The organism is Bartonella sp. AC130YNZD (assembly GCF_042196865.1).
In the GTDB taxonomy this organism is placed as follows: Bacteria; Pseudomonadota; Alphaproteobacteria; order Rhizobiales; family Rhizobiaceae; genus Bartonella.
Genome location: NZ_JBHIQZ010000010.1, coordinates 1 through 23,805, shown reverse-complemented (window position 1 = coordinate 23,805; position 23,805 = coordinate 1). Strand labels below are relative to the sequence as shown.

Sequence of the window (23,805 nt, the reverse complement as noted above, 5' to 3'; positions counted from 1 at the left end):
AAACATAAGAGAATAATTTTATTGGACAAGACTAACGATATTTTTTCTTCTAGGTCAATTGTTTCTTCTGAGAAAACATTCGTATTATCACATTGATGCAATTTAAAATAAACGAAATTTTTTCCTCGATAAAGATGTTTCTTCTTCTGTTTTAACCCCTGGATCATCAACATTTAAGTGAGTTTGACTGAACATTTTTACATCTTTTTCTTTTATATCTTGTTTCTCCACCTGCGCATTATGCAAAAGAGAATCATCTATAGGTGTTAATTTTTCAAGCTTCTTATCTCCAACATCAACACTTTTTCCCATAACATACTCTTTGTCTTGCTTTTTCGACACAATATTGTCCGCCTCTAATGTGAGAGAAGGCATACAAGGAGGCGCCTTCCATTCAAAACAGCCCAAACGTCCACTGATTGGAGAAACCGCTGACCAAGAAGAAAAAATGGCCCCATCACACATCCACACTGGATCACGTTCAGCACGAAGTGCTAAAGAAAGCCATTGACGCACAGCACCTTGATTGTTTCCCTGTGCCTCTTCAATATCTGCCAACAATAAATAAACACTTTCCCGTGGATGACATTGTAATGCTTTTTGTGCCTTCTCTCTTGCTAATGCTGTTTCACCAGCATCCAAAGCTGCTTTAGCAATAAGGAAAGCCGACTCAAATGCATCTTTATTATAAGAAGCAAGTGTCTTAGCCCTTTTCAATCGCCCAATGGCTCCTTCTTCTCTTTCAAGATAAAGCGCTCCCAAGTCAGGATGCGGCTCCTTTTGCCAAGCCGCTATAATCATTTTATCCGCTTTACGCGTCTCGTTTAATTTATAAAGAATATCAGCAGCAATAACTATTATTGGAACAAAATCAGGCGCCAATTTATGGGCTTTCAAAATAGCTTCACGTGCTTGTACAGGATGTGTATCAAACAAAGAAAGTGCCTGCCCACTTAGTAGTAAAACCTGTATATGCTGCTGCTCTGGAGTCGCGCGAATAGAACGCGGGAGAGCTTTTTGCGTTCTTTCAAAAATAGTAAGTGCCTTATCCCATTTACCCTCAGTACTTAACCGATCAAGCACCGCCTGATGCGCCCATAAAAGTGCTGGCGATAAAGTCAGTGCCTCTTCGGCATATTGTTGCGCTGCCTCATAAGCTTTACTCTTCATCGCTTCACGAAACAAACCATAAAGTCCAACCAGTTTTGTCGGATCTTCCTTTCTCATCTCTTCATAAAGACCGATGGCGCGAACAGAGTCATTTTGTAAAGACAAGGTTTGCGCTTGTAAGAGTTTTACCAATGGCTCTTGTTTTCCTGCAAGATATTTAGCAACCCGTGCTTCCATTTTTTGCGCAACCATACTATCACCAGCAAAAGTTGCAAGAATCCCCTTTGAAAGAGCTTTGTAACCACGCTTTTGATGGCGTTTATAAAAATAATTGGAAAGAGCACTCGGTATGGAAAAAAAGAAAGACAATAACCACCATAAAAGCACCAGCGTTACAAAAAACAAAATAAGCACACTTAACACTGTAAGAAATGAAGCAGAAAATCTGAAATGCAAAAATGTGAGAACAAAAATACCATTGTGATTAGCAACCCACGTGAAAGCTAAACCGAGGATACAAACAACAAAAATATAAATAAAAACACGTATCATCTTGGGCCTATTTACATCTTTGTTGCTTTAAAAGATCCTTGTTGCACAGACAATAACAATTGCTGCAACAACTGTTGAATAGCAATATGTCTTTCAAGCTGCTTAACAAAATCCATTGAAACATCTTTTGCACTTTGGGGCAATGATTGCCATTCGCTCAAAGCCTTTTCGTAATCACCAGCTTGAATGGCAACTTCCATGCGTGCCGCAATAGCCCCCAGCGTTGTCCCTTCAACATTTCCAATCGGTCGCGAAACAATGAGCCCTTTTATCCACGCTAAAATTCGGTCAAAAAAACCAGCATCTGACGCAACAAGATTTTGCGTACCAACAATTGCATCAGCAACATGAGCAAAATCAACTGAAAGTTGTGCTGAACTTGGAAGACCTACAGTAGCTGTTTTTTGCAACACATCAAGTCCATTAATCGAAGGCGATAATTGCCGCAACAGCTTTAATTCATTATTATAAGATCCACCACGCTCTACAGCATTTTTTAATGAACTAATTGCAGTAAAGAGCGCGGTATCTATTTCTTTTTTCTCACTATTTTTAACAGCAGTTTCTTCCTGTAGTGCTTCTAACTGTTGTTTTAACGCAGCAAAATTATTTGCATTGCTCTGCCCAACAGACAAAGCCGTCTCTATATCTTTCGACTTTCTAACAAAAGTTTGTACAGTTTCTTCAAGAGCTTTTACTTTTTCCTCTAAAATCGCAAAAGCTTTTTTGCTTTCTTCTTTCGATAGTTCATCATTTTTCGTTGTTTTAAACTGTTGTGATGAAAAAGAAGAAAACTCTGTTTTTAACGTATCAATTTCTTGAAAGACCCGCCTCAATTGTTCCTTTGTTTCTTCACCTTGACTTTTTGCGGCTTCAGCAATCTGCAAAGCTTTTTCTCCTCTAGCAGAATTTTCCACAAAAGGAGAAGGAAAAAAACCAGCCCGTTGAAGCCCCATAAAAATTCCCAAAGCAATGAATCCTCCCAAAATCCCAGAAAGGGACAAGAAAAGCCAAGTTGTACTAGAGGTACTTTTATCCTGACCTTGCATATTCTGTTTTTCTCGCGCATGAGCTTCTACAGAATTGTGGATTTTTTCCTCTGAATCATGGGGAACAGCTTCATGTTCAATAACTGGTTTCTTACGGCGCATACCAGCATAATGTGGTTTAACTTTTGGTTTTGAAGAATCGACCATCTCTGTCACTTTTCGTGCACACTTTTTTTAATGATAAAATAATAAAATGAAAAAAGTTTTAAAAACGCAGCTTTTCTCAATAATATTTACAAGTATCGCCTTTAATAGACAAGTTTTTAAAAAACATTTGCATTTTATACTCGAAAATACAGCTTTATTTTTTAATCAACGATATCATAAAATTCAAAGAAAATGCCAAAACACATATTTTTCATAGAAAAAACAATTCTAAGAGAAATACTTTGCATCTTTTTCTGTTCATGGTACGCACGCAGGAAAGAAGCTTCAATATAAGGTTTTGTTTAAAATGCGTCTACTGGGAATAGAAACAAGTTGTGATGAAACGGCAGCAGCTGTCATTGAATATAACAATGAATCAAACAGCCGAATTCTTTCCAATGTTGTTTGGAGTCAAATTGATCACCATGCACCTTACGGCGGTGTTGTTCCTGAAATTGCTGCTCGTGCCCATGTTGAAGTTCTTGATCATTTAATTCTACAAGCACTAACAGAAGCAAACACAAAATTAAAAGATATTGATGGCATTGCAGCCACCTGTGGGCCTGGTTTGATAGGAGGATTGTTGGTAGGCGTTATGAGCGCAAAAGCACTCTCTCTTGCCACTGGCAAACCATTTATTGCGGTAAATCACTTAGAGGGACATGCTTTAACAGCTGTGTTAACGCACAACGTCAGCTTTCCTTATTTATTACTTTTAGTTTCAGGAGGTCATACACAAACAATCATTGTTCATGGAGTAGGCAACTATCAACGTTTAGGAACCACTATTGATGATGCATTAGGAGAAGCCTTTGATAAAACAGCAAAACTTTTAGGTCTTCCTTATCCTGGTGGACCAGCACTTGAAAAAGCAGCTTTATTTGGTGATAAAAATCGCATCCCTCTTCCACGACCTTTAAAAGGTGAAAAACGGTTAGACTTTTCTTTTTCAGGACTCAAAACTGCTGTTCGACAAGCCGCAACAGCCATAGCTCCCCTTACAGAAAATGATATTGCTGACATTTCCGCAAGTTTTCAAGCCGCCGTGACCGATACAATACATGATCGTATTCACCTAGCCCTACAACACTTTGCCCACCAATATCCTCTCTCTCATGATCAAGAAAAGCGTTCTCCTGCTTTGGTTGTCGCAGGCGGTGTTGCCGCAAACCAAGCCATTCGCTCTACGTTGCAAGAACTTGCCCATCAACATGGTTTTGAATTTATAGCCCCTCCTCTTTCCTTGTGTACCGATAATGCTGCAATGATTGCTTTCGCCGGTGCACAAAAACTCGTACGAGGAGAAACAAGCTCTCTTGACATTGCACCCCGCTCACGCTGGCCATTAGATGAAAAAGCCCCACCCTTGATCGGGATGGGACGCCGTGGAACAAAAGCATAATAAAATTGATGTCCTACACACATCTTAAAGAACGAAGATTTCTACTCAATCCGGTCTATAGATAGTCCGAATTCTCTATCGAGCAGATTCCACCTGCTTCCCACTCACACAATTCACTTAACCCAAAGATCGACACGTAAACCTAAATATTCACCACACATTCTTAAAAACTCCATGTTTCAAAAAACTGCCTTATATCATTACACTTCAAATGACGGTATTTTACAGCATAATAAGATCTACTCTCTCCCACGAAGCATAGATATGAATGTCATTCGTTGACCTCATCATCTTTGATCATTTATTCGTTTCATTGTCATTGTAATCTTAAAGCTTTTTAGAACCAATTTTCTTAATTTTTTCCAACAAACTCTTATAGTAACCGCATTTCAAACCATAGCTGAAAAGATAAGCAAAGAGCAAAATACTTTTACACAACATGAAATATCAATGGAGCGCGTCTCTCTACTACACATTATTTTGAAACAAGAAAAAATAGATAATAGCCGTTCTTTACCCCATTTTAAAAATCATCGTTGATGGTATTACAAAGATGCTTATAAAAATGCATAACAGTCTATGAAAAAGGAGAACTCATGGCTTATTGGCTTTTTAAATCTGAACCCCATAAATGGTCATGGGAGATGCAAAAGAAAAAAGGAGTTAATGGCGAACAATGGGATGGTATACGCAATTATCAAGCCCGTAACAATATGCGCGCTATGAAATATGGTGATAAAGGTTTTTTTTATCACTCAAATAAAGGTTTAGAAATTGTAGGAATTGTAGAAATATGTGCTGAAGCACACCCTGATTCTACAAGTTCTGATCCACGCTGGGAATGTGTGGATATCCGAACACTTTGTGACATGCCAACACCTGTTTCATTAAAACAAATCAAAGCCAATCCTAAACTAGCAAATATGGTGTTGGTCAAGGCCAGCCGCTTATCAGTACAACCCGTGACAGAAGAGGAATGGACAGAAGTCTGTTTGATGGGCAACCTTAAGAGGGAAATGCTTTTATCTTAAAACAATAATTTTTATTCATTAACTCATATAAAAAGATGCTTCATAGCGCAGAAGAATAAGCACAACACATCCTTCTGTTGAGGTATTCTCATGCTAAATGCATAAATATGATATTTTTCTTTGTCATTTTTTATCCTGCACTCTTTCTCAATACAGTCTCCTTCCAAATTACACAAAAAACCTCTTTATGAGGCATCTTTTCGGCATTGCTAAAGGCAAGGCTTACTCAACAATTATAATAAGCAACACCAAAAACATAACACACAGCCCCCTTCGCACACAAATGCAACGAAAAAACAAAACTGAACGTGGATAAAAAACAATAAAAATGATCGTGAAATTCTCCTAAACAGTGCATATGTGCTAGGTGTTGCACAATTCTCTTCACACTTAAAAAACGAATCATATTGCGTGTTTATTGTTTTGCATGTTGGACGAGTGCGCCTCATACCGCAGGATTCTCTCATTCCCAACCTGTTTTATATTGAATCAATCAAAAGCTATTTGCTTGCACATTCTAAGCGGAGAAAGTCCCATATAGATAAAAAACGTGAAAGAAAGCACTAAAAATTCCTCCTATGAATCGTCTCAAGTGCCAAGGACTGTCCGCAACACCCACGAGCTGGCAAAGTGAATGATAGTGCTAGCTTGTTTCTCCATAAGCGTAAAGATAATGACACTCAATAGCTAAAACACGTTCTAGAACATAAAAAACGCTTCCAACCAATACGTAAAATACTCTGCAGACGGAATACCTTCTTTTCAGCAAGCAACCATTAGAAATTATAAAAGTTTATTTTTTAGAAGCGTTCTTTTTTAATTTTCCTCTTTTAATTTTTCTTGCATGAAATCTCATTTTTCATGAAACTATATCAATCAGTGCATCAACATGCCTATAAGGAAAAACATGAACCACTATACTCTTTTAATCGTTGAAGACGATGATCTACGCCCCATTTTAGTAGAACAATTTCAAATGCATCAAGAGTTTAAAATTTTCCAAGCAATAACAGCAGAAGCGGGAATGAGAATAATCCAAGAAGAAAATATTGATCTCACTATTTTGGGATTTCAACTTCCTGATCTTGATGGCTACAAAGCCGTTAAACAATTACGCACCCAAGGATTTCGTGCCCCCATTATCATGATAACAAATTATGATACAGACTGTGATAATATTTTAGATCTTGAAACAGGCGCCAATGATTATGTAACAAAACCCTTTCGCTTTGCGGTGCTATTAGCGAGAATTCGAGCACAGTTGCGCCAATATGAACAAAATGAAGACGCAACCTTTCATATTGGTCCCTATACTTTTAAACTAAGACAAAAACTTCTTCTTGATCAATGCAACAATAAAATCTGTCTCACAGAAAAAGAAGCAGCGATTCTTAAATGTCTCTATTATGCCAATGATAAAATTGTCAGCCGTGAAACATTGTTAGAACAAGTTTGGGGTTATAATGAAAATATTGTCACCCATACTTTAGAAACCCATATCTATCGTTTGCGACAAAAAATCGAAAAAGATCCCTCCAATGCACAAATTCTCATGACAGATCAAAATGGTTATCGTTTAAATCTTTAATTCGAGATTTACTGTTTCAAAAATAATTTTAATATCCTAAATGAAAACAGAAACGAGATGAAAAAAACTTCACGTATAATTCGAATGCTATTACATATACATAGAACTTACTCTTATCTGTACTCTTATGACAAAATATATAACATTATGAATAAAAAACGAAATATTCCAACATGAGAACCAGAAACAAAAATGCTTTCAACCCTCACGATATACTTTGTAACTTCTGTTTCACATGCTTTTGTTCTTTCTAAAGTTTTTAATATGTTTCGCATATAAATAATCGTGATATCTTTTAACAACATTCTTGATCATAACTATCATCTTTAGATGAGTGCTATTTATGATTATTTTTTCAGAAAAACCGCTCCACGCACTGCTTTATCTCATATTCACTAGCCTAAATTGAGAGATGTTTTTTATCTTTATAGTTTTCTTCTATTCTTTATGATTTTATCTCCTCTTAAAAGGTTATATAATTAATGATATAACGCTAAATGTTTATCCTAACGATAAAGCCACTGAGCACCACCATCTTTACGTTTATAAAAGAATAAGCCAGCACCATCACACACTTATGTTAGATCTCGATGTTGCAGAGGAGCCCTTGATACTTGAGATGGTTCATAAGAAGCATTTTAATCCTTCCTTGTACAGTTTTAACCACCATAAACCATATTATGCAAGATCCCTTGGACTCTGCTATTTTTACGAAGATACCAGCATTTTTTCTTTTAAAATGTTTCCACTATTCATGAAATATGGTTCGATATATAGATACTTGAGATTTTTATTCACATACCAATTCCACATATTAATGTACAAAAGAATATTTTTTAATTGTAAATGCAAAAAATTGAAATAAGAGAATCCTTCTATACTTGCGGTTCTTATGACAATGACAAAATGATTAATTATCTTTATAAATTAAAATATTTCTTGTCTGTGGTGATAAAGCAGGAATAAAAATACGTCGCGACTGACGACGCTGTACAAGCAAACCCTGATAAACACGTTTTTGTGCCTGACACATTAAGAGTCCACCAAAATAAGGCAAAAGATAGCGAGCAAATGGCTCGTAAAAAAATGAGAACAACCGCGAAAAATACCCCGTAGAGGGCATATAGTGTACAATTTCTTGTATTGGCCCAGAAACAAAATTTGTTTTTTCGAACAAACGAATAATTTGTTGCCGACTATAGGGTTCGCCATAACCAAAGGGCGTAGTAATATTGCGCGCCCAAAAGCCAGAGCGATTAGGAACAATAACGATCAAATGACCATTGGGTGCTAAAACACGCCATATTTCATTCAACGTTTCAAATGAATTTTCTGTATATTCTAATGCATGGACCAATAAAATACAATCAACTGACGCATCAGGAAGCGGCAAATCTTCTTCAAAAACAAGCGCTGTAGCAACTTTCTCAGCACAAGGCCAAGGCGAAACACCCTGAGCAGCAGGCATAAAAGCAAAACATTGTTGGGCACGTTCACGCAATACAGAAAGATAAGGAATCGCATAACCCAACCCCATAATCCGTTTATCCGTAAGATCAGGCCACCATAAATTTAATTGATCACACAGCGTCTTTTGCACACGCAGCCCAAGTGCAGAAGCATAAAAATCTTTCAGCGTAACGATATCCAACTCAACATACCATGTAGAAACAAATTTCAAACATTACAGATTTTCATATATCCAACTTATATGGACTTCTGCTCTTTCTCCGCAATAGCGAACACTTCAATATTGCATATTTTAAACTTAAATGATTAAAAAATCTGTACAGCAGGATGATTATTGCCTTACAAGCACTTTAATCATTTTTTTGGAGAAGAACTCCATAGAGGTTCTTCATACACTGTTTTTGACATCAATTAAGAAAAAAGCCAACACTGATTAATTAAAATGAAGTAATCTTTCAAGATAGTTTTTTTCTTCTTCTGAAAGATGCTCTTTACCAAGACGTTTGCGAATTTCATCCAAAATCTGCCGCGTACGCATTTGATCACTTTCTTGTGGGAGTGCCTCGCCTTCTTGTTCTTCATCTGTTTTTGAAGAAAGTGGACGTCCTAACGGATCTTTAGGACCAGAATCAGCATTTTTATCATCTCCCGTTTCTTTAAGTGTTTCGCGCATTTTTTTCAAAACATTTTGTGCACCTTGCCTCAAAGATTCCAAAGCATCAGACTGATTTTGTATAGATACCTGATGATTTCCATTATCAAGAGCATTTTCCGCAGAATTCATTTTTTCTTCTGCCCTTTTCAATGCGCCCCCTGTTTCAAATCCTTGTTCTGATAATTCTTTTTCTAATGTTGATAATTCAGATTGCAATTCAGCTTGACGTTTTTTTAAAGATTTTTTTTGTGTTTCCGGTACACTTTCTCCGCGTTTTTGTTCCATCTCTAACTGATGTGTTTCATTGAGAATTTCTTGCTGACGACGCATTAAATCTCCAAGCTGGTCCATCTTTTCTTTCATTTGTGCAGATTGGCTTTTTTCTCCCTCATTTTGATTGCCTTTTTGCACATGCAAATGATCAAGCGTCTGCTCAACTTCCGCCAAGAGTTGTTCAGCTGCTAAAGAAGAGCCTGTTTTAGCCATTTCCTCAATTAAATTTAGCTTTTCTTGTAATGTAGCTTCAGAAAGATTAGGACTTTTTGAGCTTTTAGAATTTTTAGAAACTTGACTATCCGGTGCTTTTTCAGCCAAAGCACGAATATACTCATCCATAGCTTGACGTAAATCTGCCATAAGCCGTTCAATTTCTGCCGCTGAAGCACCATAACGCAATGCATCACGTAAAGCAGCTTGTGCTTGTTTTAACTTTTTTTGCACGGATTCAAGTTGATTGCCTTCAATACCCAAAGCAATTTGCCATAAATAATCCACCACATCGCGCAAATCCTCGTCTGTTTGTGCTAAAGAAAGTCTTGTCCACGCACTTTGTAGAACAATAAAATGCGATGCATTTTGCAACCCCTTTTCTGGACGCACAAGCAAAGCAGAAAGCATATCAAGTACCCGCTCTCGCGCTAAAGGATTAAGAGCTAATAAACGACGCAGTTCAACCACTGCGCGTGCAACAGGATTCGAAAAAACACACTGTGGTAATATCATAACAAAAGTTTTGCTACGCCCTTTCTGCCCCGCACCATCTTCTGCCACCAAAGTAATTTTGACTTGCGAACCCGCCCATGGATGCGCTGATATATCCTGCACCATTCGCATTTTCCCCTTTCCACCACGCGGAAGAAGAAGCTCTATTTCCGGAGCATTATAAAGAGAAGAAGCACTTTTATTCTGAGGAAGAAAAGGCTCTATTTCAACAAAAGCCTTTGTCACACCATAATCATCATCCACCACATATCGTAACTCCAATGATCCTGTTAAAATCCTCCCTGGTTTTTCCAACCAATGAATTGTTGGAAGCGTGTCCTTAATTATCTGCAAATGCCATTGCTGTTTTTTACGACGTGATGATACAAATAAATTTATTGAATGCTTTAAATGTGTTTCAAAATGAACAATTGGATCATTCAAAGCTGTTTGTTCCGTTTTCTCTGAAAACGAAACTTCCCTCCCATCTTCTACAGACTTTGCTTTTACTGTAATGCCAGCCCCATTGACAACACGCACAACAACATTACTCCCTTCAGGGATTTCTAGTTGTGTTTTCTCATCTTTTGTCAAATAAATCGGTGCCACACCGGTATAAGCAGGTGGTGTTACCCAAGCATCAATCCGCATGAGTTTTTCATCAACGACAGGACGAAAATCAAAGGCATCAGCCAAACGCCCCCCTTGTGAACCAAAAGAAAAACTAAAAGCGCACACAAAAAGAAGAGCACACAAAGCCCTCAAAGCCAAAGGATCATAATCCGCACTATTAAGAGAGATAAATCCCGTTTTTAAATGGTATAATTGCTTTGCCATTCGGCGTTGATGTTCACGCCAAATAACAGCACTAAAATCTTCATCATTTTCAGAACATAAACGATCTGTCTGAATATTCAAAGGCTGATGTCTAAGATCATTGACGCGTTCAAGGCGGCAATTTACTTCCCGCATTGTGGGAAACCGAAAACGAATAAGAAAAAATAAACTCGCCCCAGCACAAATAAGTATAACCCCAAGTAAGAGCAAATGTGACCAATAGCCCAAAATACCAAAAAGTCCCAACCAGCTAAACGAACAAAAGAGACTAAGAACGAGGAAAAATGGCAACAACCGTACCCACATCCGTTCAAATGAAAGGATCCCCCACATCAAAATGCGCACACACAAAAGCTTCATTGCAAAACCTTTGATGTTTTTATTTTTCATAAACAAGCATTTATCCCCTTTTATCGTGGTGCATTAAGATCATAAACCCCATACAAAACAATTTCTAGAAAATAAATTGTTTCATCAAAGTTTAGTAAAAATAAGACCCAAAATATTTAATAATGCTCAATCTAATTTGGGCTCAATCCAATCTGGAATATGATCACAGCCTATCAATTGTGCATAATCAAGGCGTGGACGAATGACTGCATAACGCGTATCCTGAACCAGAACTTCCGGCACCAAAAGTCGACTATTATAAGTGCTTGCCATCACTGCGCCATAAGCTCCTGCTCCTGTTAACATCAAAACATCACCCGCTTTCAACACTGGTAAAGAACGTTCCAAGCCTAAATAATCACCAGTTTCACAAATAGGACCAACAATATCAGCATTAATCAGAGGGGCATCTACTGGTGTTTTTTTCACTGGCATTACATTTTGCCACGCATCATAAAGCGTTGGACGCATGAAATCATTCATCGCCGCATCAACAATAACAAAATTTCGTCCTTCCCCCTTTTTTAAATACACAACCGATGTCACCAACACACCGGCTTCACCAACAATACTACGCCCAGGTTCTAGGATAATATTGATCCCTAAAGGCGCAATATGTTTCTTTACCAGTGCTGCATACTCAAAAGGAGAAGGTACTGGATTCTGCTCATAACCATAAGGAATACCAAGCCCGCCCCCAATATCGATATGGGTTATCGCATAACCATTATTCCATAATTGACGCACAAAATCTGCAACAATAACAAATGCATCCTCAAACGGCTTTAAATCACAAATTTGACTGCCAATATGGAGATCAACACCACACACATGAAGACCGGGCAATTGAGCTGCTTTTTTATATGCATCACCCGCCAAAGACAGTGGAATACCAAATTTATTTTCAGACTTACCTGTTGTAATTTTCTTGTGAGTCTTAGCATCCACATCAGGATTAATGCGTAAAGAAATACGAGCCGTTTTTGAAAGCGCAGCAGCCCGCGCCGATAATTGTTCAAGTTCTGGCTCTGATTCAACGTTAAAACAATAAATATCTTGTGCAAGAGCAAAATCTATTTCTCTCACTGTTTTACCAACACCAGAATAAACAATATTCTGCACAGGAATACCAACAGCAAGTGCACGCCGTAATTCCCCTTCTGAGACCACATCAGCTCCCGCTCCATTGTTAGCTAAAAGTTGTAAAATTGCTTGATTGGAATTCGCTTTAACCGCATAAGCAATTAAACTCGGCATATCATGAAATGCATTCTGATAATCTTTAAAATGTGCAACGATTGCGCTAGCTGAATAACAATAAAAAGGTGTTTCAACTTTCCGCGCAAGTTCCAAAAGAGAAAGATCTTCAGCGTGAAGCACACCCTGATGATAAGAAAAAAAACGCATAAAAATTCCTATTGTATTAACCGATCAAGAATAAAAGGTTTATCTGTTTTGCCTTGAGAAACAAAAGTTCCTTGTGAAGAATTCACTCCTGTTGAAGGAGGTAACTCTAATGACCCTTTACGCCCACACCCAACAATACCCAAGCCCCCCAAAAGGACAATCACTAACCCCTTTAATATAATTTTCATCTGTCCTCTTTCCTCATCTCGATTTCTTTTTTACCTTTAAAATATAATCACTCAAGCGCTCACGAGACGCTTTTTCCAATACGCAATTTGCCGAAGAACCTCTGAAGACGCTGTTCCCCCAAAGCTTTTACGACTTTCAACAGATTTTTCAACGGTCAAAACATCAAAAAGTGTCGCATTGATATCAGGACAAATTGCTTGAAGTTCATCTAATGATAAATCATGAAGGCGACACTGTTTTTTTTCTGCCAATGCCACAGCATACCCTGTGATGTGATGTGCTTCGCGAAAAGGAATCCCTAAATTGCGTACCAGCCAATCCGCAAAATCTGTAGCTGTTGCATACCCTAAATCCGCTGCTTGTTTCATGGCTTTTTTATTCACTTTCAAATCAGCAATCATCCCTGTCATTGCTACTAGTGATAATTCCAAACTCAAAGCCCCATCAAACACATATTCCTTATCTTCTTGCATATCCTTTGAATAAGCAAGCGGTAATCCTTTCATCACCGTTAACAATCCCATAAGCGCACCATTCAATCGACCTGCTTTCGCTCGTACTAACTCTGCCGCATCAGGATTTCTCTTTTGTGGCATAATGGAAGACCCTGTTGAAAAAGCATCTGATAAATAAATAAAACAAAACTGTGCACTTGACCAAAGGACAATTTCTTCCGCCAATCGCGAAAGATGTGTTGCACAAAGAGCGCCAGCGCTTAAAAATTCCAATGCAAAGTCACGATCTGAAACACTATCAATTGAATTGCGTGTAGGTTCCCGAAAGCCTAGCGCTTTTGCTGTCATAAAACGGTCAATTGGAAAGCCTGTCCCCGCTAAAGCAGCCGCCCCTAAAGGCGATTCATTCATTCGCTCAACAGCATCACGCATCCGCGATAAATCTCGACCAAACATTTCAACATAAGCCATCATATAATGACCCAATGTTACGGGTTGAGCCAATTGTAAATGCGTAAAGCCTGGCATAAAGGTATCAACATGTTGTTCTGCGCGAATAAGTAATTGCTCTATCAATCCTTTTAAAGCTTGTGCTATTTTTTGCGTTGCTTCACGTACCCACAAGCGAAAATCAACAGCAACTTGATCATTGCGTGAACGCGCCGTATGCAAACGCCCTGCTACAGGACCAATCAACGCACTCAACCGCGCTTCAATATTCATATGAATATCTTCAAGCTTTCGTGAAAAAACAAATTTACCGTCTTCAATTTCTTGGCGAATAAGTTTCAAACCATGAACAATTTTTTCATAATCTGATTGTGAAATGATTTTCGTTTGCGCTAACATAGCTGCATGAGAAAGAGAACCTTCAATATCTTGTCGATAAAGTTTTTGATCAAAATCAATAGAGGCATTAATTTCTTCCATAATTGCAGCAGGACCTGCCGCAAACCGACCACCCCACATTTGGTTCTTTAACTTCTCATCTGTCATATTCTGAAAACACCCATCCAAAGGACAAAATTATGATTTTTCAAATTTTCATCAGCGAAAAAAACAATAAAAAAAGGCAACTCTCCCTTGCATTCTTTATCATTGCACTGAGTTTATACGCAACCATAAACTACGATACTAAAAGAGAATTTTTTCTTTTCAATTTCATTTCAGCAGCACAAGCACAAGAAATAAACATTAATAAAGCACGAGCAGAAAAAATGATGGCGATACGAAAAGCAGCAAAAGGCTTTTTTAGCCACATACGATTTGCTGATACGCTCTTAGATATGAATAAACTCTCTTTCAAGGATATTCAAGGAAAAGAGCGCACACTCAGCGAATTTACCGGAAAACCAATGCTGGTCAATCTATGGGCTATTTGGTGTGCACCTTGCCGCACAGAAATGCCTGAACTTGCGCAATTAAAACGTGAATTAGGTGGAGAAAACTTTGATGTCATAGCTATTAATATCGATAAAACTGCTTCTCCTGAAAAAATTCAGCAATTTTTACAGAATATTCATTCAGATAATTTGCTTTACTATCGCGATGAAACAATGGATATTTTCAACAATGTTAGAAAACAGGGGCTCGCTTTAGGACTCCCCATTACACTGCTCATTGATAAAGAAGGATATCTCATTGCTTCTTTCAATGGTGCAGCTCCATGGGCCAATGACGATGCCAAAGCACTTATAAAAGCAATCATTAAAGAAGCCCTATAACTTTAATAACCGCGTCTTTTTAAACGTTGTATAACAAGATCCAGTGCTGACAAAAAAGCAGAACGGTCTTTACGAGAAAAAGGACGGGGACCACCTATTATACTACCCTGTCCACGCAAATCTTCCATCAAATTGCGCATCGCCAAAGCCTGACCAATTGAATTTACATCAAAAATACGCCCCGTTGGCGAAAGACAAAAACCCCCAGCTTGCACAACCCGCGCTGCTAAAGGAATATCACTGGTAATAACGATACTTGCCTCATGCACATGTTCTACGATCCAATCATCAGCACCATTGAATTCACCAGCAACGACCACTCTTTCAATGAGTGCTTCATCTGGAAGGGACAAAGAACGATTTGCCACAACAAATGTCTTAAGCTGATAACGATTCATCACACGATAAACTTCATCTTTTACGGGACAAGCATCTGCATCAATCAACAAAGTGATAGCAGGCTTTATTGGGATACTCATACCTTGGCTTTCAAGTAATAATAAACTCTTTCATTCATCTGAATGTTGCAAATCCTTGCGATAAAACATTATCGCCGCGTTTATTTCTCCTCCCAAAATAAAAATTGCACTCAATATGTAGAGAAAAATAATAGCAACCATAATAGATGCCAACCCTGCATAGGTAGAAATATAATCAAACATCGTTAAATATTGCGCAAAAGCGATAGAAGCCATAAACCATATAAACATTGTCACCACTATTCCTGGTAAAATATCTATAAATTTCCGCCGCCCTGCTGGAAGCCATTTATGAACAATCAAAAGACTGATAAACAAAATAATGATTGCAACTGTATAACGCCATACACGAATAGCAGCAATATATTCAGTCATAAAAAAAGAATGATTTTGCATAATTTTGATCAACAAAGGCGCCAAAATCAATAAAAAGCTAATCACAACAATACCAACAGCTCCAAGGATTACAAAAAACAGACTTTGAAAACGACAAAACAACAAACTCCGTCGATCAGTAACACGGTAAGCTTTATTTAAAGCCGTACGCAAAGCCTCTATCCCATTAGAAGCAAAATAAGCCGCTCCAATGACAGAAAGCGTCAACACACCTCCTCGATGAATGGTTAAAACATTGACAATTTCCTGAGATAAAGGCTCTGCGATAACATCAGGCAATAACTGCACCAGTGCTTTAATTTTTTGCGGTGTATAGGTAAAAGCACCTAGAAAACGAGCAAACGATGTTCCAAAAATAAAAAAAGGGAAAAATGCTAAAAGCCCCGATAGCGCAACATGGCTTGCAAAAGCACTCCCATTATCACGCCAATAATGACTTACTGCGTCACCCAAAATACGATAGCTATACCAAAAGATATTTTTTAACAAAACTCAATACTTTCTGGTAAAACTCTTCCTCAGTCTATTTCAAGTTTTATAAAAATCATCAAAGCTCTGCAAATAAACATTTTGCAATGTTGCAATATAACGGTCAATAATCAATACGGTCAAGCCCGACTTTATACCAAAACAAAAACAATAACCCACTCTATGAAGTTCTACAACAACCTCATTTTTTTGTTACTTCTACAGATCAGTAACCTCTTCTGTACATTATATGCCCTATAGAGAGCTAAGCAAGATGATCGTGCACACATAAAACCTTTTAAAGTCATGGTTATCTGTATCGGAGCAATCGTCACTCTTTTTTATTGCAATCTATGACTGAATAAAGAAAAAACTTCTTATCGATTTCTAGAAAAAACCAACGAAATTCAACAAAAAACCCTTGCTTTTATTCACCCTTTTTTAGAAACACTCTGACGTCCAAAATCAGGAGCATCAATTTCCTGTCCAGCATCAATAATATTGCGACGTACAGCACGCGTACGTGTAAAAAAGTTAAACAGTGTCTCACCATCTCCTAAATGAATTGCCCGTTCTAAAAAAGCAAGCCCCTCACTAAAACGGCTCAACATTTCTAAAATAGCATCCTTATTATGCAAACAAATATCTCGCCACATAACGGGATCAGAAGATGCTAAACGCGTAAAATCACGAAAACCGGAAGCGGAATAAGCAATTACTTCCGAATTTGTTACTTTTTCTAAATCACTCGCTGTCCCAACAGTATTATACGCAATCAAATGGGGTAAATGTGAAACAATAGCCAAAACAAGATCATGATGCTTAGGTTCCATCTTTTCGACACGCGCACCACAAGCTTCCCAAAACGCTGTTAATTGTGCGACAGCAGCAGCATCGCTATCCGCAAAAGGCGTTAAAATACACCAACGATTCATAAATAAATCAGCAAAACCAGCATCCGGTCCTGAATATTCCGTTCCAGCAATTGGATGCCCTGGAATAAAATGAACCGTTTTTGGCAATAAAGGTGCCATTTCCGCAATAACCAACGCTTTCGTAGAACCAACATCACTCACAATCGCTCCAAGTTTTAAATGATCACGAATGGTTTTTGCCACTTCTGCACTAGCCCCAACAGGAACAGAAAGAATAACCAAATCTGCTCCTTCAACAGCTTTTGCATTATCTGTCGTATAAAAGTCCCCAAGCTCCAATTCACGTGCTCTTTTCAGGGTTTCTGGACGACGTGTTGCAATAGAAATCTGAGCCGCAAGATTTTTCTTTTTAATCACTCTTGCTAAAGAAGACCCAATCAGACCGATCCCAATGAGTGCTATTTTTTCAAACTGAATATGGAGCATCTTTCACCTTCAAAGATTCTTTGCAAATGGCAATAAAGACAATTGTAAAATCACAATTTTCTTGTTTGTTTGTTCAAGAGTTATGCGTAAAACATTAAAAAATGACAACTAGGGAATAAAGAATAACGCAGTTTACCAATTATCACCTGCGCAAGCTGACAACAGATCACTTTACCTAGAAAACACATAAAAAATAAAATGCACTCTCAATTAGGATAACAACGACTCTACATAAAATCCCATCAGTTTACTTTATCTTACTAATTTTACTCACAAAAAAACACATCAAAAGCGTAAGCAGACACTAGCTCTTCTCCAATTATCCCGATACGTTCATTAATTTGTACATCAGACCTATATAAAAACGTATTACGCCTCCACCTACAACAACAACATAAGTTTCGCGAATATTGAAAACACCGTAAAACAACGCATACCAAAAGATACCATTAAAAACATTTTCCTCTCCAGATTCCGGATACCATAAATCAAATAAATATGAGAAAAACACGACCTCTCAATAAAGAAAAAGTTTGATAATAAAAACACCGAATATCCCTTTAATGGAATCACACCCCTCACGTAAAACAGAACGCCCTAAATAGAATAGATTTGGATTACAAATTCATGCGTTTGTTTTAAAAAGGCATCTCGCTCTCTAGCCTATCTCACGACAGTGTTCGTAAATGTTATAACTATAAATCTATTAAGCACGACCCTCTTCACACTTAATAAAACACTATCATTATATTTTCCTACCCCCAATGTTGCAAAAAACCTTGGAATTTGAGAGCATTCATAAGAGGCATTTTAGTGCTTTCTTGCACAGTTTTTATCCACACGCCCCCACTTATGACGTGCAAAAGACATTGTTCTGATTGATTCAATATGAAAAATAATAAATTATTAATAATAAACAATGGCTAGCTCTGTTTATGAGACACATTCATCGCTAAGATAATCATCTCTATATCAAACATAAAAGTTTCCCCATAGGTGTTGTCATTTTCATCATCATCTATTTTGACTTTCTCCTCATCCCACGAAGATTCTTAATTCATACCAATCTGCAAACAATTCATTTTCTTGTCTAAAAGATTCCTCTGGCTCACTATTTTATGTGATTCAATTAATCTATAATACATTGATTTATAAAAATAATACTTTTTTCAATTTGAATCATAACTTCGAATACTGTAAAATTCTTCCATCACAAACCCTCTTATCAATTAAAATCTCTTGTCTACACATCACAAGAAGACATGTGAGCAAAAATGATGAAAAACGCTTTCTAATGCTAAAAACTATAGCAACATTAGAGGCTAGCAAAGTATATAATGAGTGTCGACTTGCACTTTTATTAAGCGTAAAGATAGAGTTGCTCTATGGATTTTATATTCTTCACAAGGAACTTTACTTCTACACCATTCATAAACACTGCCGCAAAATAGATATGACGCGCATTGAAAAATATTTCTAAGAAAGCGTATGAATCTACCATACAAGTATCTTCTGTTGTTTGAGATACTCTGTTTTACATGAGGGGTGTTACTCCATTAAGACTCTATGAACCAACCTAATATTCACCAAATATCCACACAAAAAACATTGAATACATAAAATTTGATATGAGCCTCGTATCACTACCCTAAAAACAGTATTTTACGACACAACAAAATAATAAAACTGTTTCAAAATGGCCTTTTGAAAATAAACTATTTCTTTTGAAGAAAAATTTCTATCAAGCTTTCAAGCTCCTAAAATGCATCCTCAAAAATACAAGTTCCCTCAACCTCTACTTGATAGCATAACAGTTTTAATTACTGAAAATACCTCTGTGGTATACCAAAAATAAAAAATCATTATATTTCTAGGCTGTTAAGCTGCCATCTGGCGTCGTGCAATAATTGTAAGCCCTAACAAAACTTGACGAATGATAGCTTCGCCCAAAAGTGGATTTTTACGACTGTCTAAAACAGCACTCTGAATTCTTTCCATTGCATAAGAAATTTGTTCTAACTTCCAATATTTTAAAGCTTGTTCAACGATCTTTTTCCGTTGAAAAAAAATGGGAGGACGTGCCTGAGAAACCACCGTAAAAAGTGAATTTCCTTCAACCTCTACCTGATAACGCAATAGCTGTAATTGCTGAAAATGCCTTTGAGCTGTACTCAAAATTAAAAAAAGTGCCCCCTGCACTGCTGCATGTCGGTTAAAATGCGCTTCAAAGCCTGATATATCGCCCAATAAAAGAGCATCAATGACTTCATCTTGAGAAAGAGCACTGACATCGCTTACAACAGCTTTCACATCTTCAAGAGTAATACGAACATTTGCAGCGTAAAGACAAAGCTTTTCTAATTCACCTCGTGATACAAGGCGATCCGCCCCTAAACATTCATGCAACCATCTACGTGCATCTAAAGAAAGAGTCTTCTTAAACTGTCCTAAAACCTCATCAATCAAACCGTCAAGAGAACGCATATCATCGGCAAAACAGGGTAAAGCCATCGCTTTTGATGCTGTTTCAACAGCATTGCGCAACCCTGTTCCTTTTTTTAAATCCCCTGCCTCAATGAGAATAAAACAAGCTTCTGGTGGTTTCTCAATTAAAAGCTTTAAGGCAGCAAGAAAACCTTTTTGGTTAGCAGCATTAGAGATCCATATCAAACGATCTCCCCCAAAAAGCGATAACGTACGCGCTTCATTTTCTAAACGTGCAGGATCTTTATCAATTTCAGCAGCATCCAAACGAATTGTCGAAAATGGATCTTCTATTGCTACCCGTGTAAGTTTTACAAAACATTGTGCACGCTCACAAATAAGACCACGATCTGGCCCATAAATGAGAACAATAGGAAAAGCACGTGAAAAACGCATTAGAAACTGATCAACTTCATGTGCTTTTTTCTGAGCCACACTATTAATCCATTAACAGTTCATCATCATCAAGAACTTCCCCGCGAACTTTCTGAAACATGCCAATTAAATCATTTACATCCAAGCCCTTACGCTCTTCATGACAGACATCCAAAATCACTTTTCCACCATGCAACATCAAGGTACGATCGCCATAATCAAGAGCCTGACGCATAGAATGAGTCACCATGATAGTCGTTAATTTTTTCTCTTCAACGATTTTTTCAGTCAACCGCATCACAAAATCAGCCATTCCAGGATCAAGCGCTGAGGTATGTTCATCAAGCAATAAAACATCCGCATGTGCTAATGTTGCCATCACAAGACAAACTGCTTGGCGTTGCCCACCTGACAAACTATCCATAGGATTATGAATATATGCTTCAAGACCAATGCCTAATTGAGCAATTTTCTCTCGAAAAAATTGCCGTTTCTCATGATTTAAAGCCGCACGCAAACCACGACGACTTCCTCGAAGAGCAGCAAGAGCCAAATTTTCTTCAATTGTTAAAGAACCACAACTTCCCTCTAAAGAATCTTGAAAAACACAAGCAATCTTTCCAGCGCGTTCACTGACTGATTGCCTAGAAACATTTTGTCCATTGATAACCACTTTCCCCGTTGAGGGAAGCGTTGCACCCGCTAAAACACTGAGCAAAGTTGATTTACCAGCACCATTTGAACCAATAACCGTAACAAAACTACCCTGATCAATTTTCAGGTTAATATCAATTAAAGCCTGTTTTTCCAAAGGTGTTTGCGGTTTAAATGTGACCCCAACATGAAAAAATTCAATCACGTTTATGCCTCCTCCAATAGCGTGGCACAATAAGGGTTAAAACAACCAACAACGAAGTAATCAACTGAAGATCTGTCGACGTATCAATACCAATGCCATTTGCTTCAAATGCAAATTGCACCGCCACACGATAAAGTACAGACCCTACAATACAGCTGATTATAATCCAAAAAATATTGCGCGTACGAAAGAGAGTTTCACCAATAATCACGGCTGCCAATCCAAAAACAATTGTTCCAATTCCACCGGTAATATCTGTTGCAATCGCAGTTTGAATATAAAGAGAACCACCAAGTGCCACACACGCATTGGAAAGCCCCATTCCAAAATATATCAATGCTGATGTATGAACACCTTGCGCCGTCGCCATGCGTGGATTAGCGCCCATTGCACGCATAGCAAGACCAATTTCACTTTCCAAAAAGCGCCAAATCAAAAACGCCATAACGAGCAACACAATACCAACGAAAAGAGGACGCACAAAAATATCAGACAAACCAAACAGATTATAAAAGGGCGTTAACGCCGTATCAGCAAGAGCTAAATTAACATTAGACCCTCCCATAATTCCCATAATACGAAGATTAACCGTATAAAGTGCCGACATTGTTAAAATAGAAGCTAAAAGATTCAAAATACCAAAATGCAAATTCAACAGAGCGGTTAATAAACCAGCTACCATGCCTGCACAAAAAGCACATGCCATAGCTGTCCATGCATTAAAACCTAAAAGAATCAAGACGCCACAGACACAAGACCCAAGAAGAAATGAGCCATCAACTGTTAAATCAGGAAAGTCCAAAACGCGAAAAGAGAGATAAACCCCTATAGCCACAAACGCATAAATAAGACCTAATTCTACAGCGCCAGAAAACGCAAATATATTCATGTAAAGACAATCCCCATGAAAACTTAACGTATTTTATTGTATCAATATCCTATCAATGAAAGTCATTGAATCACTTTTGTTGCACGATCAATAACTGCCTGCGGAATAACAATCCCCGCTTTTTCTGCTGCTTTCATATCAATTCGAATGTCATTATTAGCCGCCTGCACAACATCAATATCACCAGGCTTTTCACCCTTTAGAATACGCACAACCAGCTTCCCAGCATCAACCCCTACATCATAGAAATTCACACCTTGCGTCATAAAGGGACCGCGTCCAATAGAATTAGCATCAACAGTAAATACAGGAACATTTGCTTCCTGTGAGACCTTTACTGCCCCCTCTAAAACAGAAAGAACCGTATTATCAGCGGGAATAAAAATGATATCTACCTTACCTATTAAAGCCCGTGTTGCCGCCTGAACATCTGAAGGTTTTGGTGCTGATGAAGGAATGATTTCAATTCCAACTTTTTTTGCCGCATCTTTTAACACCTTAAGTGTTGAAACAGAATTTGCTTCAGAAGCATTATAGAGATAACCAATTTTTTTCAAATCTGGTTTTACTTCTTGTAAAAGTTTAACACTTTCTGCAACATCTATACGATCAGAACTCCCCGTCATATTACCGCCAGGTTTGGTAAGCGAAGAAACGATTTTAGCTCCGATAGGATCAGAAATCGCCGCAAAAACGATAGGAATTGTTTTTGTTGCCGCAAGCATCGTTTGTGCTGAAGGCGTGGTAATTGCTACAATAACATCGGGTTTATCACCAACAAATTTACGTGCAATTTGCGTTGCTGTTGAAATATTACCCTGCGCTGATAAAAAGGTAAGTTGAAAATTTTCACCTTGCTTATAACCATTTTCTGCAAGAACATCTTCCACACCTTTACGAACGGCATCCGCAGCAGGATGGACCATAATTTGCGTTATTGCAACTTTAACGCGTTTAACTTGGTCATCTGCCTTTGCAACACTGTTCATCATAAAAACAGTTGCAATGATAATCCCTAATATATTTATTCTCTTCAACATTATATTCCACCCCTCTCCATGCAAAAATTAAAAAAAGAATAATCTATTACTGAAGAATTTTCTAAAATCAATCTTTATTTCATTTTATTTAAACATGGACAAAATAAATCAAACTAAAATGATATTTTTTTGTTGCAATTCGTAGAAGCCTACGCCATACAGACAAGACATATATCGAATCGGTAAGCGGGTGTAGCTCAGGGGTAGAGCACAACCTTGCCAAGGTTGGGGTCGTGGGTTCGAATCCCATCGCCCGCTCCATTGAATTTTGTATTTATTCGTTCTTGTGTGGATGTAGCTTGCCAGCGGGTTTTGTATATTTTGCCACTAGGTTTTGTACCAATTCATTTTTTTTTCAAAGAGTTTTAAAGGTGTTCTCAAAGGGTCTTCAAAGACCTTATCTAAAGGGTATTTAAAGCTCCCTTTAACGCGTTTTTCTGCTCCTATTTTTCCAAATCACTAAAGCA

Annotated in this window: 18 protein-coding genes and 1 tRNA gene; 5 read left to right on the top strand and 14 right to left on the bottom strand. The window is 37.8% G+C overall.

Annotated elements, in window-relative coordinates; genetic code table 11:
• Nucleotides 1-102: 102 nt before the first annotated feature.
• Together ACFINU_RS05510 and ACFINU_RS05505 are read right to left on the bottom strand one after the other, a co-directional pair.
• Nucleotides 103-1,662 (bottom strand): heme biosynthesis protein HemY, encoded by a 1,560-nt coding sequence (locus ACFINU_RS05510; protein ID WP_375618325.1) that lies wholly within the window; start codon nucleotides 1,660-1,662, stop codon nucleotides 103-105.
• An 11-nt stretch (nucleotides 1,663-1,673) separates the two neighbouring features.
• On the bottom strand, nucleotides 1,674-2,858 hold the full coding sequence (locus tag ACFINU_RS05505) for a hypothetical protein (RefSeq protein WP_375618326.1): 1,185 nt from the start codon (nucleotides 2,856-2,858) through the stop codon (nucleotides 1,674-1,676).
• Nucleotides 2,859-3,165: 307 nt separating this feature from the next.
• Between ACFINU_RS05505 and tsaD the strand changes: the two genes are divergently transcribed.
• The 3 genes from tsaD (at nucleotide 3,166) to ACFINU_RS05490 (ending at nucleotide 6,879) form a co-directional block, all read left to right on the top strand.
• Nucleotides 3,166-4,260, top strand: a complete 1,095-nt coding sequence (tsaD, locus tag ACFINU_RS05500) for a tRNA (adenosine(37)-N6)-threonylcarbamoyltransferase complex transferase subunit TsaD (RefSeq protein WP_375618327.1) — start codon at nucleotides 3,166-3,168, stop codon at nucleotides 4,258-4,260.
• Nucleotides 4,261-4,856: 596 nt separating this feature from the next.
• On the top strand, nucleotides 4,857-5,291 hold the full coding sequence (locus ACFINU_RS05495) for an EVE domain-containing protein (protein ID WP_375618328.1): 435 nt from the start codon (nucleotides 4,857-4,859) through the stop codon (nucleotides 5,289-5,291).
• A 907-nt stretch (nucleotides 5,292-6,198) separates the two neighbouring features.
• Nucleotides 6,199-6,879 (top strand): response regulator transcription factor, encoded by a 681-nt coding sequence (locus ACFINU_RS05490; protein WP_375618329.1) that lies wholly within the window; start codon nucleotides 6,199-6,201, stop codon nucleotides 6,877-6,879.
• A gap of 910 nt (nucleotides 6,880-7,789) precedes the next feature.
• On the opposite strand, the gene ACFINU_RS05485 is transcribed toward ACFINU_RS05490, so the two are convergent.
• The 5 genes from ACFINU_RS05485 to argH all read right to left on the bottom strand — a co-directional run bounded on the left by ACFINU_RS05485 (nucleotide 7,790) and on the right by argH (nucleotide 14,259).
• Entirely contained in the window at nucleotides 7,790-8,560 is a 771-nt protein-coding gene (locus ACFINU_RS05485; protein WP_375618330.1) for a class I SAM-dependent methyltransferase, read from the bottom strand.
• Nucleotides 8,561-8,782: 222 nt separating this feature from the next.
• Nucleotides 8,783-11,212: a TIGR02302 family protein gene (locus ACFINU_RS05480; protein ID WP_375618331.1), complete on the bottom strand. Its 2,430-nt coding sequence runs from the start codon at nucleotides 11,210-11,212 to the stop codon at nucleotides 8,783-8,785.
• Nucleotides 11,213-11,338: 126 nt separating this feature from the next.
• Nucleotides 11,339-12,619, bottom strand: a complete 1,281-nt coding sequence (gene lysA, locus ACFINU_RS05475; protein WP_375618332.1) for a diaminopimelate decarboxylase — start codon at nucleotides 12,617-12,619, stop codon at nucleotides 11,339-11,341.
• Between the two features lie 8 nt (nucleotides 12,620-12,627).
• Nucleotides 12,628-12,807: an LPS translocon maturation chaperone LptM gene (locus tag ACFINU_RS05470; RefSeq protein WP_375618333.1), complete on the bottom strand. Its 180-nt coding sequence runs from the start codon at nucleotides 12,805-12,807 to the stop codon at nucleotides 12,628-12,630.
• A gap of 51 nt (nucleotides 12,808-12,858) precedes the next feature.
• Nucleotides 12,859-14,259 (bottom strand): argininosuccinate lyase, encoded by a 1,401-nt coding sequence (gene argH, locus ACFINU_RS05465; protein WP_375618334.1) that lies wholly within the window; start codon nucleotides 14,257-14,259, stop codon nucleotides 12,859-12,861.
• A gap of 32 nt (nucleotides 14,260-14,291) precedes the next feature.
• Between argH and ACFINU_RS05460 the strand changes: the two genes are divergently transcribed.
• Nucleotides 14,292-14,987 carry a TlpA disulfide reductase family protein gene (locus tag ACFINU_RS05460; protein ID WP_375618335.1) on the top strand — a complete coding sequence of 232 codons (696 nt, stop codon included), beginning with the start codon at nucleotides 14,292-14,294 and terminating at the stop codon, nucleotides 14,985-14,987.
• Between the two features lie 2 nt (nucleotides 14,988-14,989).
• On the opposite strand, the gene ACFINU_RS05455 is transcribed toward ACFINU_RS05460, so the two are convergent.
• The 7 genes from ACFINU_RS05455 to ACFINU_RS05425 form a co-directional block, all read right to left on the bottom strand.
• On the bottom strand, nucleotides 14,990-15,466 hold the full coding sequence (locus ACFINU_RS05455) for a YaiI/YqxD family protein (protein ID WP_375618336.1): 477 nt from the start codon (nucleotides 15,464-15,466) through the stop codon (nucleotides 14,990-14,992).
• Nucleotides 15,467-15,496: 30 nt separating this feature from the next.
• Nucleotides 15,497-16,351, bottom strand: a complete 855-nt coding sequence (locus tag ACFINU_RS05450) for a YihY/virulence factor BrkB family protein (RefSeq protein ID WP_375618337.1) — start codon at nucleotides 16,349-16,351, stop codon at nucleotides 15,497-15,499.
• A 410-nt stretch (nucleotides 16,352-16,761) separates the two neighbouring features.
• A complete protein-coding gene (locus tag ACFINU_RS05445; RefSeq protein ID WP_375618338.1) occupies nucleotides 16,762-17,691 on the bottom strand; it encodes a prephenate/arogenate dehydrogenase family protein in 930 nt (309 codons plus the stop codon).
• Between the two features lie 1,878 nt (nucleotides 17,692-19,569).
• A complete protein-coding gene (gene holA, locus ACFINU_RS05440; protein WP_375618339.1) occupies nucleotides 19,570-20,610 on the bottom strand; it encodes a DNA polymerase III subunit delta in 1,041 nt (346 codons plus the stop codon).
• A 4-nt stretch (nucleotides 20,611-20,614) separates the two neighbouring features.
• A complete protein-coding gene (locus ACFINU_RS05435) occupies nucleotides 20,615-21,409 on the bottom strand; it encodes an ABC transporter ATP-binding protein (RefSeq protein ID WP_375618340.1) in 795 nt (264 codons plus the stop codon).
• Nucleotides 21,402-22,298: an ABC transporter permease gene (locus ACFINU_RS05430; RefSeq protein WP_375618341.1), complete on the bottom strand. Its 897-nt coding sequence runs from the start codon at nucleotides 22,296-22,298 to the stop codon at nucleotides 21,402-21,404. The genes ACFINU_RS05435 and ACFINU_RS05430 overlap by 8 nt, the downstream gene beginning before the upstream one ends.
• A gap of 62 nt (nucleotides 22,299-22,360) precedes the next feature.
• Nucleotides 22,361-23,338, bottom strand: a complete 978-nt coding sequence (locus tag ACFINU_RS05425) for an ABC transporter substrate-binding protein (RefSeq protein WP_375618342.1) — start codon at nucleotides 23,336-23,338, stop codon at nucleotides 22,361-22,363.
• A 186-nt stretch (nucleotides 23,339-23,524) separates the two neighbouring features.
• Between ACFINU_RS05425 and ACFINU_RS05420 the strand changes: the two genes are divergently transcribed.
• Nucleotides 23,525-23,599 (top strand) — tRNA-Gly (locus tag ACFINU_RS05420).
• The last annotated feature ends 206 nt before the right edge of the window (nucleotides 23,600-23,805 follow it).